The sequence below is a fragment of the Bacillus cereus group sp. BfR-BA-01383 genome (assembly GCF_022663495.1).
Lineage (GTDB): Bacteria > Bacillota > Bacilli > Bacillales > Bacillaceae_G > Bacillus_A > Bacillus_A cereus_AU.
Genome location: NZ_JAKUFP010000056.1, coordinates 1 through 15569 on the forward strand (window position 1 = coordinate 1; position 15569 = coordinate 15569).

Consider the following 15569-nt stretch of genomic DNA (forward strand, 5'->3'; position numbering starts at 1 on the left):
GCCTTGGCCTGCACTACTAATCTTAGTATGTTTTCTTTTTTCAACTGTTCAATTGCTATAGGATAAGCTGGATTCTTGTCGACCGTTATAATACGAGGCTTTGAAACATGAAAAGACCACAAAGCTCTCTTGAAAAAACGCTTTGCAGCCCTATGATTTCTTATTTTACTTAAATGAAAATCAATTGTATTTCCTTTTGAATCAATAGCACGATATAGGTACATCCATTGACCTTTGACTTTCACATACGTCTCATCGACTCGCCAAGAATCATTGGTTGATTTAAGATGACGTCGTACGTGCTTATCTAATTCGGAACCATATTGATGAACCCATCGCATGATAGTTGTATGAGCAAGGGATAGCCCACGTTCTTCCATCATTTCGACTAAATCACGAAAACTGAGGTTGTACCGTAGGTACCATCTCACGGTTAATAAAATAATATCAGGTTGATAATGTTTCCACTTGAATAGATTTTACTTTTCCATATCAATCACATCCTTTTTTAGAGTGCTAGTATCAATATGTCCAATTTTGATAGACCATTTTCATATACTTCAAAGTTTTTGCACCAGAACCCCTTTAGGTAAGTTAGCAAGAAAAAATAGATTACCTGCACACTAAAAAGTCTAGCGAACAGGTAATCTAAGTGTTTTGAGATTAATATAAAATTAATTTATTTTTTGAATTCTCCCATCAATAATAGGCTGAATTGGTTCTTTTGCTTGTTTTATATAATCTACTAATGCTTCAAAATCAGTTGGTCCTGTTTCAGCATCTTTCCCGTTTTTAAAGGACACAAATCCATCTCCACCTGAAGCTAGAAATGCGTTCGCAACGACGCTGTAAGTTTTAGAAGGAATAATTTCTTCTCCATTTGTTAAGCGAATACTTGTGACTTTTTCTCCATTTGGCTTATTCGCATCCCAAGTGTATTGGATCCCTGAAATTTGAAGCATTCTTGTTATGTCTTTTTGCCATTGTTGATTTAAAATATCACGAATGTCTTGACCCGTTAAATTAACTTTTATTAATTGATTTCCGAATGGTTGAATGCCATATATCTCTCCCCATGTAATATCACCAGCATCTAAGTCATTACGAATACCACCAGGGTTCATAAGAGAGATTTGGGATTGCATTGTTGCACGCTGGGCATCAGCAACTAAATTGCCGAGGGTAGATTCACCAGCCGTATTTAGTTTACGATCTAGTGGAGCGGTAGACTTACCAACAACTTCATTGACAAGAGGTGCGATTTTTTCTTGATATTTCTCCATCTTCTTCTTTACTCTTTTATCCGGCTCTATGCCTTCATGGTAGGTTGTAACAATTTCTGCTTTTTTCTCAACAATATCTTGTGTCTTACGATCAATCTTTACATCAACATCAGCAAAAGCCATACCATAAGAATTTGCTTGTACGACAAGTTTATTATTAACAGTTCCATTTACATAGGTATGGCTATGCCCTCCAAAAATAACATCGACTTCTGGATCAGTCTCATTTGCTAATCGGACGATGTCACCATTTGTTACGCCGTTCTCATTAGTTGTACCTCCGTTATGCGCAAGAACAACAATAGATTTAACGCCTAGTTTTTTCAATTGCTTTACGGATTTATTAATGGCTTCAACTTCATCTGTAATTTCTACATTCTTTAGCATAGTAGGCATAACAAGGTTAGGAACATCTGTTGTTACAACTCCGATAAAGCCAACAGGAACTCCTTGTACCTTTTTTATAGTAAATGGTGGTAAAAATAGACGACCGGTGGATTTATTATAGAAATTTGCGGCAACATGTGGGAATTTTGCTCCTTTAAAATTCCCTGTTTCTTCATGGTATCCACCATAAATAAGGCGGTGCATTTCTTCAATACCTTCATCAAATTCATGATTTCCTATGGTTCCAACATCAAATTTCAAATCATTTAGAAATTCAATCGTGGGTTCGTCTTGTAATAATGCTGAAACAGGAGGACTTGCTCCAACAACATCACCAGCATGAACCTTTAATGTATTCGGATTTTGTTTTTCACGATCACGTAAATAAGCCGCTAAATACTCGATTCCCCCTGCTTCTTTATTATTAATTTTCTTTACAGTGTCTAGTTGCCCATGAAAATCGTTAATACCGAGCATTTGTACATCTATGTAGCGGTTTGGTTCTGTAGTTGCTTGAGCTGAAGGTGCAGCAAATACACTTAAAAAAGTAACTGTACTTAATGCTAAAGCAACTGGAATGATTTTTTTCAACATAAAATTTTCTCTCCCCTTATCACAATTTGACATTATATGATATAATCTGACATTATACGATATAATTTTAATAGATTAAGAGGATTATTTCTATAAAAATTAATAAGATTTTATTGTTTTCCGACAAAAGACTACTTCCTCAAAAATGTGAAGATGTGATACATCAATTTTAGGTGGGGGATGAATATCGATAGGCGTGAGCCTACGTTTTTTTGATTAGGATATAAAGAAAAATTACCACCGGCACTCCTAACATATATATAATCAAAACGCACACCATTGGAATCAATGGCATGCGCTACATAAATTGTTAGATATTCGCACACATCTGTTTTACAAACTATTCAAAGGAAAACAGATTCATATGGATGAAATGACAGAATCAGAGTAAACGGAAGGACGTATAATCCACAAGTGGGCCCTGTTTGATTAATGTCTCGATTCATAAATTTTTAAACAACCTCCGATTTCACTGTAAACAGATTAATTCCTGCTCCAACATTCTTTATACCTTATATTAGGATATTAAGCATAAGACGCTTGCTTAATATCTACATTTGCCAATCATTGACCAAAAAATAAAAAGACCTTATCTTTGATAAGTACCTTTGAATGGGGTCTTTCTATAATAAAAAATGGTTAACTTCCACTGCCTTAAAAGTATTGCACATTCATTAACTTTAATAATTAGATCAAATTAGTTCTGTTACATGAACCTCACATTTAAACCTTTTTAACAAATTCAGATTTTAATTTCATAGCTCCAAAACCATCAATTTTACAATCAATATCATGGTCTCCATCAACTAAACGGATATTTTTCACTTTTGTACCGATTTTTACAACTGATGAAGTTCCTTTTACTTTAAGATCTTTGATGACTGTTACAGAATCACCATCGTTTAAGATATTTCCATTTGCATCTTTAATTACCTTTGTATCTTCACTATTTTCAGTTTCTGATTCTAAAGTCCACTCATGGGCACATTCTGGGCAGACAAAAAAGTTTCCATCTTCGTAAGTGTACTCTGAATTACATTTTGGGCAATTAGGTAAATTAGACATATTTTAAATTCCTCCACTTATTATTATTCATTCTATATATAGGCTTTTAAAAATTTCTTTTTATAATTTCATAAGAATAGCAATTGTAAAGTTAAAATTTAAGAAGCTGCCCTTATATATGTTTTAAGAACCTATTTTTATCGCATATCTTTCAATTTCTTAATAATCATGTTCGGTGTTGCCCATTCATCACGGTCAAAGTCAGAAATAGACACTTCAATGTTTAAACGTTCTTGAAATTCTACTAATAAAGATACTGTAGCAAAAGAATCTAGAATTCCTTCTTCAAATAATTGCACATCTAAGTTCTCTTTTACGATATCATTTTCACATACTTCTTCTAGCACATTTAATACTTGATTTTTAAATTCAGACATTATTTATTCTCCTCTTTATCCATGATTTATAATAAAATTCTTCATAGTCTTCTATTTTTTTAACATATCATTTACAAGAATCTGCCCCATCATTATTAGTAAGTTATCCCTGGTCCTTGTATAATAGTTATTTAGACAGAACAGACAGTTTTTCCCCGGAACATATGTGATTACTGTGCATTAATTTTACTAATAATCTAATGCATTTGTTTTATTCTTTATTGTATTTATTTCCTGAGATTGCTGAGAAAGCTCCGTACATTCATGAAAAGCGAAGTGCTTACATCCTATACATTTTTTCGTATTCAAATGTCTTAAAGCACAGTTGATCGCTTCCCCTGTATGATTAAAAAAGTTTTCTTCCCCAATCTCTGCGTATAATCCATTCTTATCTAGAGTTTTTTTTAGCTCTGATTGTATTCCTGAAACAAGAAGTACGCCACCTTGCTTTTTAAAATGCTGAACAATATTCCTAAAATAGGCTTCTCCTGTTGTATCAATAAAAGGAACTTTTCCCATACGTAAAATTAAAACTTCGGGCTTATAATGAATGGTCGCTAGAATGTTTTGTTCAAATGTTTGAGCAGCCCCAAAGAATAATGGCCCTTCTATTGTGTAAATGCTTATTTGTGGACAATCGTGTGCTTTATTTACCACATGTGGTAACAATTTTCCGTTCTTTCTTGTGTGATCTGGAAGCACTTTAGATATAACAAGCATGTTACTCATACGTTTTGTAAATAAAATAACAGCTAAAATAAGTCCGATTTCCACAGCTGTTGTCAAACTTGTAAATACAGTCAGCAGAAATGTTACAAGTAATACAAGAGAATCCCCTGTCTTCATTTTAAGTATATGAATAAAATGTTTTTGTTCGCTCATATTCCAAGCTACCACCATTAAAATGGGGGCCATACTAGCGAGCGGAATATGTGAAGCATATGGAGCTAACAGTAGAAGTGTAAATAATACAAATCCCCCATGAATAACACCCGACATCGGAGATACAGCTCCACTCTTAATATTGGTTGCTGTGCGGGCAATTGCTCCAGTTGCCGGAATACCTCCAAATAATGGTGTAACAATATTGGCAATTCCCTGACCAATAAGTTCTTTGTTACTATTGTGTTTACTATTTGTCATACCGTCTGCCACAACTGCGGATAAAAGAGATTCAATACCACCCAACATGGCAATAACAAATGCAGGACCAATTAACTGTTTTATACGTTCTACCGTGATTTCTGGTATACCAAACTGAGGAAGTGTATTGGGAATCGTACCATATGCTGTACCAATAGTAGGTACATGACCCGAGAAAAATATAGTTGCAATTATAGTTGAAATCACAACACCTACTAATGAACCTGGTACTTTTGGCAAAATCTTTGGTGTTATGAGTATGACAAGAAAACAAATCAAAGCAGTTATAACACTGTAAAAATTGGTAGTACTGATATGAGTAAAGATTTCCTTTAAGTTTGCTATAAATTCCTCATGCTTTTTTATACCCGTTAGCCCTAAAAAACTAGCAATTTGTCCCGTAAAGATAATGACAGCAATTCCTGACGTAAAGCCAATTGTTACAGGACGTGGAATAAACTTAATTAAAGACCCTAGTTTAAAAATTCCCATAAGACATAAAATAATTCCAGCTAATAACCCAGCAAGTAGTAAATCTTCATATCCATAGGTAATGACAATTCCTAAAAGAATTGGAACAAATGCACCTGTAGGTCCTCCAATTTGATACTTTGAACCTCCAAATAGAGAAATGAGTATCCCCGCAATACATGTTGTATAAATTCCATACTCCGGCTTAACACCAGAGGCTATTGCAAAAGACATAGCAAGTGGAATCGCAACAACTCCAACAATCATTCCTGAAAGAAGATCCTTTTGAAAATGACCCAATGAATATCCTTCAAACCTTCCCGTAAATAACCCTCTCATTACAAACCCTTCTTTTCTATTTTTAATAAATCTGGATTACAAATGCATTTCTCGTTCCCTTATACAGGAGATTTTCATTTTCGCAAAAGAGAACACCATCCTAATATTTACTATACGTTTTGCTTAAATGACACTCTAATTTACCTATATCTCCACCTTGTTGTACGTAGAATTCCAATCTTTCCGCTAGAAGTTCCCCAGCTCGACTATCTAGCTTCTTCATATCTATAAACGATGTAATCCTTACATTATCTGGAGTAATACCTCTACGAAACATCTTGCCTGGAATTTTAATCCAAAAACGATTCCATTCATCCAATAATCCTATTTGATCCAATAAAAAACCTTGAATTCCACATAACCAAGCTGTATTTCTTTTTTGACACCCAACTCCATCTTGTAAATGCTGGCATGAAAAACAACAAGAATTCCCACTGTTAATACAAACATTACAAACGTGATGAGCTCCTATTGAGCGAAATATCTCAATTCCATGTTGGATGATATCTTCTTTCTTAATTTCAATTCTCAACCTACCCCTCCTTAACTAACGTTTCGCCTTCTGTTTCATCTAGCTCTTCTAACATTGAAATCGTATCGATTAAATGGTTGTTAAAAATTTTCCGTGTAACTACCAATAAATTCATAATCATAGGATCCCGAAGAGAATATAAAACTCGTTTTCCATCTTTGGTGCCAACAACAATATTTTTAGCACGTAGCACACTTAACTGTTGAGAAACAGCCGAACCTTCCTTATTAAGAATACTTTGAATTTCATTTACACTTTTTTCACCTTCTGACAAAACTTCTAAAATACCTATTCTCAAAGGATGCGATAAGGCTTTAAAAAAATCAGCTTTAAATTGTTGCATTTCGGTTCCCATTAAAACACCTCTAGTATTTATTTTTGACTAAAACTCCAAAAGTATCATATACATCTTCAAATGTTTGAATATGTATATGATACCTCTAGAACTTACAATTTTCAATACAAACTTTGAAACCTTAAAAAAGAAGTAGAAACGACCGTTTTTAGAACGACCTGGGTTACTGTAATGACCTGTATTGATTGTATCTTCAATATCACTTACCATAGAATTCAAACTTGCCTAATGCCTATATTAGTAAGTTTTTTATTTCTTGATAGGGATACCGCCCCATCGCTATCAAGCTAATAAAACAAAATACCCCATAAAATGAAAAAACACGCTATTCTTTCTGTAAAATCATAGGAAAGGATAGTGTTTTTAATAGTTATTTCAGATTTGTATCAAATACACAAATGAATGTAAAGACTGTTTTTTTCTTTTTGATAGGAATATAATCAAGGGAATTTATGGGAAAGGAATGTTGTCACATATGAATAAACAAAAAGAATATTGGAATGAAGTAGCAAATGAAAAAGAGTTCACGACACCTTTTCAACTTGACTTATTCTCAAAGTATGTAAATAAAGATTCAATCTTATTGGACTATGGATGCGGGTACGGAAGAACATTACTTGAACTAAAAGAACAACAATTTACGAATTTATATGGTGTGGATTTTTCAGAAGAAATGATTAAACGGGCTAAATCAAATGATATGGCTATTGATTTTAATATTGTTAAAAGCGGGAAACTGCCCTTCCCGGATAATTTTTTTGATTCCGTTTTATTATTTGCAGTTCTAACCTGTGTGTACCAAAATCAAGAACAGGATTCTATTTTAAATGAAATTAAACGGGTATTAAAACCAGAAGGTATTATTTATATTAATGATTTTTTACTAAATGAGGATGAAAGAAATAAAACACGCTATAAACAGTATGTTGATAAGTATGACACATATGGCGTATTTGAATTATCTGATGGAGCTATTTTGCGCCATCATAGTGAAAAGCGTGTAAAGGAATGGACAAATACTTTTGAGAATTTAGAGTATGAAAAAGTAGAGTACGTAACAATGAATGGTAACCGTTCTAATGGATTATTATATATAGGTAGAGTAAAGAAGTATGATAACTTGTAATATACTAATAGCGAAACAAAATTACAATAAAGTCTATTTACATGTAATCTAAAATGTCCAAGAAATAAAAAATACGTTATTCTTTCTGTAGAATCATAGGAAAGGATGGCGTTTTTTATGTCTGTTTCTGTGTCTGACGAATTACAACTATTTGCTCAAGAGATTCAAAGTTTTTTATCTCCAAATGCCTTACAAGATCTTGCTAGAGATGTTGGTTTTGTACAACGAACCAGTAAGTACCAAGCAAAAGATTTAGTAGCTTTATGTGTATGGGTGAGCCAAAATGTAGCCATGACTTCTTTAACTCAGTTATCTAGCTATTTAGAAGCATCAACAGCAGTACTCATCAGTCCTGAGGGACTGAATCAACGATTTAATAAAGAGGCCGTCCAACTTTTACAATACCTACTAGCCGAACTACTAAGCAAAAAATTGGCCGCATCTATGCCGATTTCTTCTCCATACACTTCTGTTTTCAAGCGTATTCGTATTTTAGATTCAACTGCATTTCAACTCCCGGATGTATTTTCAACGGTTTATCCAGGTACAGGAGGCTGCAGCCATACAGCTGGGATAAAAATTCAACTTGAGTATGATTTGTTAAGTGGACAGTTCCTTCATATTCATACAGGTCCAGGTAAACAACATGATCGCACTTACGGATCTCTGTGTGCCCCAACTGTGACAGCAAATGATTTATGTATCCGAGATTTAGGTTATTTTCATTTAAAAGACCTTCAATATATACAAGATAAAGAGGCCTACTATATCTCTCGTATCAAGTCGAATACACGTATTTATCAAAAAAATCCTAACCCTGATTATTTTCAAGACGGAAGAATTAAGAAAGGTACAGAGTATATACAGATAGATATGGAGACGTTAATGAACTCCCTTCAACCAGGACAAACATGTGAAATAGCTGATGCTTATGTAGGAATGATTGATAAAGTGCCAGCTCGTGTAATTGTTCATCGATTAACAAAACAACAGCAACAAAAACGATTACAAGATCAAGCTGTAAGAGAAAAAAAGAAAGGAATGAAGTATTCTCCTCGTAGTAAACGACTCAGTGGTATCAATGTATATATGACAAACACCCCTACAGATATTGTCCCGATGGGACAAGTACATGACTGGTATTCTTTGCGTTGGCAAATCGAAATTTTATTTAAAACGTGGAAGCCATTCTTTCAAATTCATCATTGTAAAAAGATAAAACCAGAACGATTAGAGTGCCATTTATATGGTCAATTGATTGCCATTCTACTCTGTTCTTCTATCATGTTTCAAATGCGCCAATTGCTCCTCATGAAGAAAAAACGAGAGCTTAGTGAGTATAAAGCCATATATATGATTAAAGACTATTTTCTTCTTCTATTCCAAACTATACAAAAAAACACCCAAGAGCTATCCAAGGTGTTACTTCGCCTGTTCAATCTCCTACAGCAAAATGGGCGGAAATCTCATCGATATGAGAAAAAAACGGTCTTTGATATATTAGGTGTTGTTTACAATTATACCATGTCTGATAATCAAGCCGCTTAATTCAAAAAAGTGAAACCTGTTAGGGTTTATTTCGTATGCAAATCTTTCAATCACCTACACTTGCCCCTTTAGAAACAAGAAACAATCTCGCCTAAAATTGACTTTGCATAAGCTTAGCTTGATAGCGATGTGGCGGTACCCCCGGTATAAAAAAAACCGGAACGAATCCGGGTTAAATGAAAATGTTGTCCCTTTTTATTATCGATCCCAAAACGCTGGCGGTTCAATCCCAAGTAACCGTAAGTAAATAAAACCTTGGCCTCGATGGTGGATTTCATTTTCCAACGCATAATGTAGACGTTCGAAATGACTCATTTCGCCACCAAAAAAGGGATCTTTTTCTACGGTGTGCAACCGTTCCTCAGTGATTTTTGGCCACCATTTTTGCACAACCTCCTTTGTTTCATGACAACCGTCTAAAAGTTCCTCTTTGGTCGAAACACCAGCAAAAGGTTGGCTATATTCCCATTCACCGAGAGCGATACCGCGTATATATCCGCGTTCAATATCTAGTATCTCTAAAATCATTTTTGAGAATGGCCGCAGCGGTTCGACCGGTGCAAAGGTGAATAACTTGTCTTCAGGAAAAGCCGCAATTGTTCGAATGGTTAAACGACGATTCTCATCCAAAATTTCGCGAAATTGCTCCAATGTCATGACCATTGTTGGTCGCCTCCTTAATTAGTTGTCCCTTTCATTTTAAAACGTCAACCCTGACAAAGGTAGTCAGTTAAAAGAAAGAATCCTAACCTTTTCAATATGATTCCGGTCAAACCCTTTAATGTTATATAAAAAACGAATATTATTTTCCTGTTTTTGGGCAATTTGCGTTTCGTCATTTAATTGCTGGTTTTACCCTTTTTAGGGTCATTTGGAATGTCCGCTATTGCTTGTTTCCTCTTTTAGTTCCGTTGCTACACACAGGCCAGTTCTTGTTCATATGACCCTAAACACCTTATCATTCTATCAACCTCCCCCCCCCCAACAAGGAACTAGCCCCTTCTAATTTCCCTTCCCTTAGACCTAAAACATGAAAGTAAACTTTTGAATAATAGTTTACTTTCGGTTTCTATAATACAACTTCATAAATGTTAATATATGTTATATATAGTAGATATTCACTTTGTGAAAAAGGAGGAATATTATGACTGAAACAAACAAATCTTCGGGAGTCTATTTTAAAAAAGATGTGAAGTTTTCTATTATAATTCCTGCACATAATGAGGAAAAGTACATTAGAAAATGTTTAGATTCAATTGCAAAGGCATCAGAGGCATATAAAGATCAAACTGAAGTCATAGTTGTTTTAAATCGTTGCACAGATAAAACAGAGGAAATAGCAGAGTCGTATAACTGTATTACATTAAAAAATAACGATAAAAACTTATCCAAAATCCGAAATGCAGGGGCCAAAATAGCTAGCGGAGAAATCATCATTACTATAGACGCTGATACTCAAATGACAGAGTCTATGTTGTCTAATGTAGACAACTATTTAGCTTCAGATAAATACATTGGCGGCGGGGTAACTGGAAAGTTTGAAAGAATATCTTTAGGAATATTCGTTTCCGCAATGTTAATAATAATTCCCTTACTTTTTAAGTATGGAGCTATATCTGTAGGGATTTTTTGGTGTTATAGAAAAGATTTTATGGCAATCAACGGCTTTAATGAAAACATGCTTATGGCAGAGGATGCAGATTTCGCTAAACGGTTAAAAAAATGGGGAAAGCAAAATAATAAGAAATTCGGTACAATTAAAAATGGAATGATAACTTCATGCAGAAGATTTGATACATATGGTGACTGGGCTTTACTTAAAAATCCAAAAACAATATTAGCCTATCTAAAAGGAAATGACAAAAAATACGCAGATAAAACATATTATGATAGCCAAAAAAGATAATTGTGAAAATTCCTAAACGAATCATCATCAAATGAACTAGTGAAACAAAATAAATAAAAATTAAAACAATATTATCAGAAACTAAAAAAGAATCCTAAAAACATAGGATTCTTTTTATCTTTCCAAATGTAAACTTTTTGATATTAGTTTACATTCATTTTCCCATAATTATTAACCTTATCTCGAATTCCTTAATAATCTCAAAACCAACAACAAAAGTATACATTCAGGATGTTGATTTATCTCTTTTCTTTAAAGACGATAATACAAAGAAATATAAAACAGCTGGTATTATTCCAAAAAGAGCATTCCATACTAAGCCAGGTACCATAAAAACAAATGAAAACAATATACCTAATGAAATTACGCCAAATATCGCATAAATAAATAGTTGAACTAAATGAATTTTTTTAGGAGAATTCAGTTTACTTAAGACCTTTTTTGTAAACCAATCAATCAATAATGAAACTGGAATTCCAAATAATATAAATATAGGACTAATGTAGATTATGGCTATCATAAATATATCTAGAAATGAAAATTGATACGGATTAGCGAAAACAAAATCAAGTATTTCGAATGACGTAGACATAATTAATGCTGACAATATAGCTGCTATCAACCTTCTTAATAAATACACTGTTTTATCTCCTTTCATAAAAATTCAAAGTAAATACACTTGTAATATTTAGTTACCATAACTTCCGTTATCGGTAGCAGACAAAAAAGCTCAGAGTTCTCATATGACCCTAAGCTTTACTTTTGAATAAGGCTTATTTAAATTAAAACCCCATTAGTGAATTAAATATTTTCAGAGAAAATATTTAATACTCTGAGAAAATAAAAAATAAAAAGCAAAAATTACTAAACCTAAATCAATTAATGCTAACTTTTTATTTCCTTCTTTTAAACTTATGATAAAACCATAAATACTTCTAACCATCCAAAAGACTATCAAAAATAACCAACCAAACTGGTCATTTGTATAATTTTCATCAAAAAACATTTGGAATGCACCTAAGATTAATAAAATAAGTACGATATTAGTTCCAACCCTTAAAACTCTTTTGATTTATTATTTTTCAATTTATCATCCCCAACTCAACATTCTCTCTTAAACCATGTTCTCCTTCCCCATATAACATTAAAAATTATACCATTAGTATTGGATTTATTTCCCTATATTTTTAGAGAGAAAAGGAATTTCCTTTTCCAAATGAACGGCGATATGAAAGATGAAGAGTTTAATAAGTATAAGGAAGTTATGGAAAAAGTAGTTAAGTAAGTTAATGAATCCGTTTTCATTTTACGGAAAATATGATAAAATTGTATTTGGATGGGAGTCCAATACATATTATTAAAATTAAAGTGGTTCAAGTCGGAGGAAGGCACCTTAGGGTGTCTTTTCTTTATTTTCAAGAGGACCTGCTCAATTAATACGTAAAAACATACGGTAAAGTGAATCCATTAAAATACATGAGTGACCTTAATTTTCCCCTCCTACTCAAAGGAGAGATTAAAATGGGCTTTGGTGGTAGTTGCAGTAGTTGTGGCGGCGGCTTTGCTTTATTAGTTGTATTATTTATTCTATTAATCATAGTTGGAGCTTCTTGCTTCTGCTAAAAAAACTATCGGAAAAGACACTCATATATGAGTGTCTTTTCTTTATGGGGTACTGACCCATTGCTATCAAGCTAAGAAAACAAGAGTCACCCCTAAAACAACAAAGCTAGCTTCTTTGAAAGGATTAAAGGAAAAAGGGTATGAATTTGGAGTTTACCAAGAAAATGATCACTTCTCTTTAAATTTCTGGCAGGATCCACGTATTTAACTTTTAAAGAAAATTATGTTGTATTTAAAAATGGAAGACAGTGATTTCATGGACAGAATTATAGAAGAAGTAAATGAGAAGTAACGATGCTAGTACCAGAGGAAGTGTAAGCGCAGGGCGCAGCACTCCCACAGAAACGGCAATACGTTTTTGTTTGAGGGGATGGTTTTCGTCCGAGATATCGTCGTTATAGATGACGACGTTTCCCACTCCGAACTTTTCTAAGATTATTTTTATATCCTTATTAACTATCCTTACTATTATCTTTAACCCGACCTAACAGGCAGTAGACCCTCACCTAAATGTTCAGAGGAATCAAAGAAGGTAGGTGGGGCATCACTGCTCCTATTTGTGCTGAACGCCCACAGGGCGAATCCCCACTATTTGAAGTTTCACTTTATTTTCGAGACATCTACTTTTTTACTGGTAAAGAAAAAGTTTCTTCCCTATTCATCTCGGTATGGATAAAAATAAACTGTTTAATCATTTCATTTAACCTCTTCGATGCTTTTGTAGGAATTTGATGCTTTACGTTATCAATGAATTTTAATTCATTATATGGCAATTTCCCATGTAGTAGTTTCGCGTGATCATAAAATGATTTATCTTTCTTACCATAAACCAACAAAACCGGAAGCTCAATGTTTCTAAGCTGCTTGGTACAATTATACTGCAAACTATAACGATAATACTGCTCGATATTTTGGGCATTTCCTTTTCTAGCTTCTTTAAACATCTCTCTGAACAATTTATGTGTATTTGAATTGCCCCATGAAATAGACAATGCTAAAAATGAAACTGCCCCTGTTTTCGCAAGTTTCACGCCTAGTGAAATCTTATTCTTTAGATATCCATCCCTCACTTCTGACATTCCCCCCATTAGAATACCCCCTAAGGCACTTTCGGAAAAAGTCAACAAAAATTCTAATGCAACAGAGCTTCCGGTCGAATATCCGCATATGAATGCTTTTTTGACTTCCAAATGATCCAATAAACGTCTAGTATCTTCAACAATCAGTGGATAGGTTATCGGTTGTCTTGAATCCTGACTTCTTCCGTGTCCCCTAATATCAAAAGCAATCACTTTAAATTCTTTGGATAATTCCTCTATTTGGTACTCAAAATTTACACAAGTGAGTACAGGCGGATGAATAAAAACAATAGGAATTCCTTTTCCCTTAACGGTATAGTACAGACTACTACCGTCCACATTCAACATTGGCATGTATTTAATCACCTCAATACTATGACATCATTCCTAACTCTTCTCTAAAGAAAAAAAGCAACTTTCAAAAATGATGGGTAATAAAAAATTGAATTATTATTAGATAATAAACATATTGGTATAAATGCTAAACATTTCAACCATTTGTAAAAGGATTAAGAATAGAAACAAATTCAAAATGGATTTAAATTTATTTTCATTTTTCCTTTTGAATTTCTGTTACTATTATTTTGCATATTTTCAATGAAAAATACTTAGGAAATCTTAGGCTTTTTAGGAAAGAAAAATGAAGAGATAGTAGCATAAGTTGGCATCATAAATTTCTATAAAACAGTGCAATATAAAGCAAGTGAAATTGAACTTAGTGCTTCTTTTTCCTAATTTTTTTACAGGGGGTAAAAAATGAACACTCTTAACTTCTTTATTTCATTATTCAATTCGGGAAGAAGAACTCAGAAAATGTTTAAACTCCTTAGAAATAGACGAAATAATAATAGAGGGTGGATTTGGGCTTCTTTACTAGGCTTAGGAACAATTTTTGGTGTAGTAGCAACGCGTAATTCAAATATGATGAGACCTATCCAACGTTTGTTCCAAGGTGTCCAAAATACAACAAGAACATTTATTCCATCCAAAGTAAACCTGACAAACATGGAATTTTCCAGAGAAATAGCTCCTATTAATCAAAAGAAACAAAGTAATCAAAACCAATAATTGTCACCTATAATAAAAAAGTTCGTCTCCTACTGACGAACTTTTTTATTATCCTTGTTACTCTATAGTCGTAGCAAATCATTTTGTTCTTTCATTTATTATACTTATAAACCGATATCCTATTATCAACAACCAAATAACATAGCTTTTTTTGTGCAACTAATGATTATAGTACTCACGGCTATTGACTCACTGACCGTACCTTGAGAATTTACTGGATTGATCTTTATAGCCGACTCTTCCAATACCTCTATTATCGCTGTATCTAAGGGATATTCATCATTTTCCATATGCCCTCCTAATCAGGCTACCCCAAGTTTATCCCCATTTTTAGTTGGTCCAACTTGAAAAACAAAAAGTCCATTGTACAATACATATGCTCCAGATGTTCTTACATCTTCCATTACATAATTCATATTGTTCGACCCTTTTTTAAAATTAATAAATATAAATCATAGTAATATGTAATACTGCAATCGAGCCCTTTTCTGCAAGAAGGTATTTAACATAATTGTTCGTATTCTTTCTTTAAACTAGACTCTTTACGAATCCTTTACTTTTTGCGGAATATCCCATACGTTTTTGAACTACCCCCACTTTCACTTCGTTTAGAAGAGGGGGATTCCTAAGTAAAGAGTTCTATCGAACTCTAATTTATTAGGCTATCTCCACA

Annotated in this window: 16 protein-coding genes and 3 pseudogenes; 7 read left to right on the forward strand and 12 right to left on the reverse strand. The window is 33.5% G+C overall.

From position 1 onward, the window contains the following. The 7 genes from MR065_RS25680 to MR065_RS25710 form a co-directional block, all read right to left on the reverse strand. A partial coding sequence (locus MR065_RS25680) for an IS6 family transposase (RefSeq protein ID WP_242215552.1) occupies nt 1–446 on the reverse strand: 446 nt, incomplete at its 3' end. A 228-nt stretch (nt 447–674) separates the two neighbouring features. Beyond that, entirely contained in the window at nt 675–2264 is a 1590-nt protein-coding gene (locus MR065_RS25685) for a bifunctional metallophosphatase/5'-nucleotidase (RefSeq protein WP_242215538.1), read from the reverse strand. Nucleotides 2265–2987: 723 nt separating this feature from the next. Next, nucleotides 2988–3329 carry a zinc ribbon domain-containing protein YjdM gene (locus MR065_RS25690; protein WP_048376465.1) on the reverse strand — a complete coding sequence of 114 codons (342 nt, stop codon included), beginning with the start codon at nt 3327–3329 and terminating at the stop codon, nt 2988–2990. Nucleotides 3330–3466: 137 nt separating this feature from the next. Then, nucleotides 3467–3706, reverse strand: a complete 240-nt coding sequence (dltC, locus tag MR065_RS25695) for a D-alanine--poly(phosphoribitol) ligase subunit DltC (RefSeq protein ID WP_002175210.1) — start codon at nt 3704–3706, stop codon at nt 3467–3469. Between the two features lie 189 nt (nt 3707–3895). Next, nucleotides 3896–5659, reverse strand: a complete 1764-nt coding sequence (locus MR065_RS25700; protein WP_242215539.1) for a SulP family inorganic anion transporter — start codon at nt 5657–5659, stop codon at nt 3896–3898. 100 nt (nt 5660–5759) lie between these two features. Beyond that, on the reverse strand, nt 5760–6191 hold the full coding sequence (locus MR065_RS25705; RefSeq protein ID WP_242215541.1) for a DNA mismatch repair protein: 432 nt from the start codon (nt 6189–6191) through the stop codon (nt 5760–5762). Between the two features lies 1 nt (nt 6192). Further along, nucleotides 6193–6546, reverse strand: coding sequence for an ArsR/SmtB family transcription factor (locus MR065_RS25710; RefSeq protein WP_242215543.1), 354 nt, complete (start codon nt 6544–6546; stop codon nt 6193–6195). Between the two features lie 475 nt (nt 6547–7021). On the opposite strand from MR065_RS25710, the gene MR065_RS25715 reads away from it, so the two are divergent. Next, nucleotides 7022–7672, forward strand: a complete 651-nt coding sequence (locus MR065_RS25715; protein WP_242215544.1) for a class I SAM-dependent methyltransferase — start codon at nt 7022–7024, stop codon at nt 7670–7672. Between the two features lie 117 nt (nt 7673–7789). Beyond that, nucleotides 7790–9220, forward strand: coding sequence for an IS4 family transposase (locus MR065_RS25720; protein ID WP_242215545.1), 1431 nt, complete (start codon nt 7790–7792; stop codon nt 9218–9220). 198 nt (nt 9221–9418) lie between these two features. Here MR065_RS25720 and MR065_RS25725 read toward each other — a convergent pair whose 3' ends face one another. After that, on the reverse strand, nt 9419–9883 hold the full coding sequence (locus tag MR065_RS25725; RefSeq protein WP_098988315.1) for a DinB family protein: 465 nt from the start codon (nt 9881–9883) through the stop codon (nt 9419–9421). A 481-nt stretch (nt 9884–10364) separates the two neighbouring features. On the opposite strand from MR065_RS25725, the gene MR065_RS25730 reads away from it, so the two are divergent. Beyond that, entirely contained in the window at nt 10365–11126 is a 762-nt protein-coding gene (locus MR065_RS25730) for a glycosyltransferase (RefSeq protein WP_242215546.1), read from the forward strand. 226 nt (nt 11127–11352) lie between these two features. Here MR065_RS25730 and MR065_RS25735 read toward each other — a convergent pair whose 3' ends face one another. Continuing rightward, complete coding sequence (locus MR065_RS25735) at nt 11353–11766, reverse strand: hypothetical protein (protein ID WP_016130733.1); 414 nt, start codon at nt 11764–11766, stop codon at nt 11353–11355. A 171-nt stretch (nt 11767–11937) separates the two neighbouring features. Beyond that, nucleotides 11938–12212: pseudogene (locus MR065_RS25740) on the reverse strand (hypothetical protein). 109 nt (nt 12213–12321) lie between these two features. On the opposite strand from MR065_RS25740, the pseudogene MR065_RS27845 reads away from it, so the two are divergent. From MR065_RS27845 to MR065_RS25750, 3 genes and pseudogenes are all read left to right on the forward strand, one after another. Then, nucleotides 12322–12411: pseudogene (locus MR065_RS27845) on the forward strand (stress protein); the annotation flags it as partial. A gap of 236 nt (nt 12412–12647) precedes the next feature. Further along, nucleotides 12648–12749 carry a YjcZ family sporulation protein gene (locus tag MR065_RS25745; RefSeq protein WP_000505688.1) on the forward strand — a complete coding sequence of 34 codons (102 nt, stop codon included), beginning with the start codon at nt 12648–12650 and terminating at the stop codon, nt 12747–12749. A gap of 109 nt (nt 12750–12858) precedes the next feature. After that, a pseudogene (locus MR065_RS25750) lies at nt 12859–12957 on the forward strand (polysaccharide deacetylase); the annotation flags it as partial. A gap of 412 nt (nt 12958–13369) precedes the next feature. Here MR065_RS25750 and MR065_RS25755 read toward each other — a convergent pair. Next, nucleotides 13370–14182 (reverse strand): alpha/beta fold hydrolase, encoded by an 813-nt coding sequence (locus tag MR065_RS25755; protein WP_242215548.1) that lies wholly within the window; start codon nt 14180–14182, stop codon nt 13370–13372. A gap of 402 nt (nt 14183–14584) precedes the next feature. Between MR065_RS25755 and MR065_RS25760 the strand changes: the two genes are divergently transcribed. Then, nucleotides 14585–14896 carry a hypothetical protein gene (locus tag MR065_RS25760; protein WP_242215549.1) on the forward strand — a complete coding sequence of 104 codons (312 nt, stop codon included), beginning with the start codon at nt 14585–14587 and terminating at the stop codon, nt 14894–14896. A 125-nt stretch (nt 14897–15021) separates the two neighbouring features. Here MR065_RS25760 and MR065_RS25765 read toward each other — a convergent pair whose 3' ends face one another. Continuing rightward, nucleotides 15022–15186, reverse strand: a complete 165-nt coding sequence (locus MR065_RS25765; protein WP_242215550.1) for a hypothetical protein — start codon at nt 15184–15186, stop codon at nt 15022–15024. Nucleotides 15187–15569: the final 383 nt, after the last annotated feature.

Coding starts and splice junctions, on each gene's coding strand:
- dltC (WP_002175210.1), bottom strand. CDS start 3,706: ATGTCTGAATTTAAAAATCAAGTATTAAATGTGCTAGAAGAAGTATGT.
- MR065_RS25700 (WP_242215539.1), bottom strand. CDS start 5,659: ATGAGAGGGTTATTTACGGGAAGGTTTGAAGGATATTCATTGGGTCAT.
- MR065_RS25710 (WP_242215543.1), bottom strand. CDS start 6,546: ATGGGAACCGAAATGCAACAATTTAAAGCTGATTTTTTTAAAGCCTTA.
- MR065_RS25730 (WP_242215546.1), top strand. CDS start 10,365: ATGACTGAAACAAACAAATCTTCGGGAGTCTATTTTAAAAAAGATGTG.
- MR065_RS25765 (WP_242215550.1), bottom strand. CDS start 15,186: ATGGAAAATGATGAATATCCCTTAGATACAGCGATAATAGAGGTATTG.
- MR065_RS25715 (WP_242215544.1), top strand. CDS start 7,022: ATGAATAAACAAAAAGAATATTGGAATGAAGTAGCAAATGAAAAAGAG.
- MR065_RS25760 (WP_242215549.1), top strand. CDS start 14,585: ATGAACACTCTTAACTTCTTTATTTCATTATTCAATTCGGGAAGAAGA.
- MR065_RS25690 (WP_048376465.1), bottom strand. CDS start 3,329: ATGTCTAATTTACCTAATTGCCCAAAATGTAATTCAGAGTACACTTAC.
- MR065_RS25745 (WP_000505688.1), top strand. CDS start 12,648: ATGGGCTTTGGTGGTAGTTGCAGTAGTTGTGGCGGCGGCTTTGCTTTA.
- MR065_RS25685 (WP_242215538.1), bottom strand. CDS start 2,264: ATGTTGAAAAAAATCATTCCAGTTGCTTTAGCATTAAGTACAGTTACT.
- MR065_RS25720 (WP_242215545.1), top strand. CDS start 7,790: ATGTCTGTTTCTGTGTCTGACGAATTACAACTATTTGCTCAAGAGATT.
- MR065_RS25755 (WP_242215548.1), bottom strand. CDS start 14,182: ATGCCAATGTTGAATGTGGACGGTAGTAGTCTGTACTATACCGTTAAG.
- MR065_RS25725 (WP_098988315.1), bottom strand. CDS start 9,883: ATGGTCATGACATTGGAGCAATTTCGCGAAATTTTGGATGAGAATCGT.